This is a genomic window from Stenotrophomonas sp. YIM B06876 (assembly GCF_030711595.1).
Classification (GTDB): Bacteria; Pseudomonadota; Gammaproteobacteria; order Xanthomonadales; family Xanthomonadaceae; genus Stenotrophomonas.
On the sequence record NZ_JAUJUJ010000334.1, the window covers coordinates 1 to 921 of the forward strand.

The window sequence follows — 921 nt, forward strand, 5'->3', positions numbered from 1 at the left end:
GGGCGGCCAGCTGCACCTGATGGCGCACACCTGGGGCGTGCCGACGCTGGAAGTGCCCAAGGAAGAGAAATTCCGCCCGCTGTTCGTCGAGCGCTCGCTGCCCGGCTGCATGGTGGTCAACGCACGCGGCGAGCGCTTTTTGAACGAGTCCGGCCCGTACCCGGAATTCCAGCAGGCGATGTTCGCCAACCATGCCCAGACCGGCGGCGCCATTCCCGCCTGGATCGTGTTTGACGCCACCTTCCGCGCCAACTACCCCATCGGCCCGCTGATGCCCGGCTCGGCCGTGCCCGACAGCCGGATGCGCAAGAGCTGGCTGAATACGGTGTACTGGAAGGGCGAGACGCTGGAGGAACTGGCCGGCCAGATCGGCGTGGACCCTGCCGGCCTGGTGGCCAGCGCGGCGCGCATGACCGAATTTGCCCGCACCGGCAAGGACCTGGACTTCGACCGCGGCGGCAACGTGTTCGATCGCTACTACGGCGACGCCAGCGTCAAGCCCAACCCCAACCTGGCGCCGATCGCCAAGGGCCCGTTCTATGCCATGAAGCTGCACCCCGGCGACATCGGCACCAAGGGCGGCCTGCTGACCGACCGCGATGCACGCGTGCTCGACGGCGCCGGCCGCGTGATCGAGGGGCTGTACTGCATCGGCAACAACTCGGCCTCGGTGATGGGCCCGGCCTACCCCGGCGCCGGCTCCACGCTGGGCCCGGCCATGACCTTCGGCTACCGCGCCGTGGCCGCCATCCAGGGCCAGCCGATTGCGCTGGAGCGCACCGACCTGCTGGAGGGAGCAGGCGACAAGACGGACATGCCGGCGCAGGGGCGCCGTACAGAAAAGACAGGAATGGTGGCATGAGCCAGAAAAAGACAAGGGTTTCGACCGTGACGCCCATCGACCCGGTCCTGGAAGTGGAG

1 protein-coding gene is annotated in these 921 nt (G+C 68.2%); it reads left to right on the forward strand.

All coding sequences use genetic code 11. From position 1 onward, the window contains the following. Positions 1-862, forward strand: an 862-nt coding sequence (locus QZH66_RS17110) for an FAD-binding protein (protein WP_305807046.1), incomplete at its 5' end; no start/stop codon positions are given. Between the last annotated feature and the right edge of the window lie 59 nt (positions 863-921).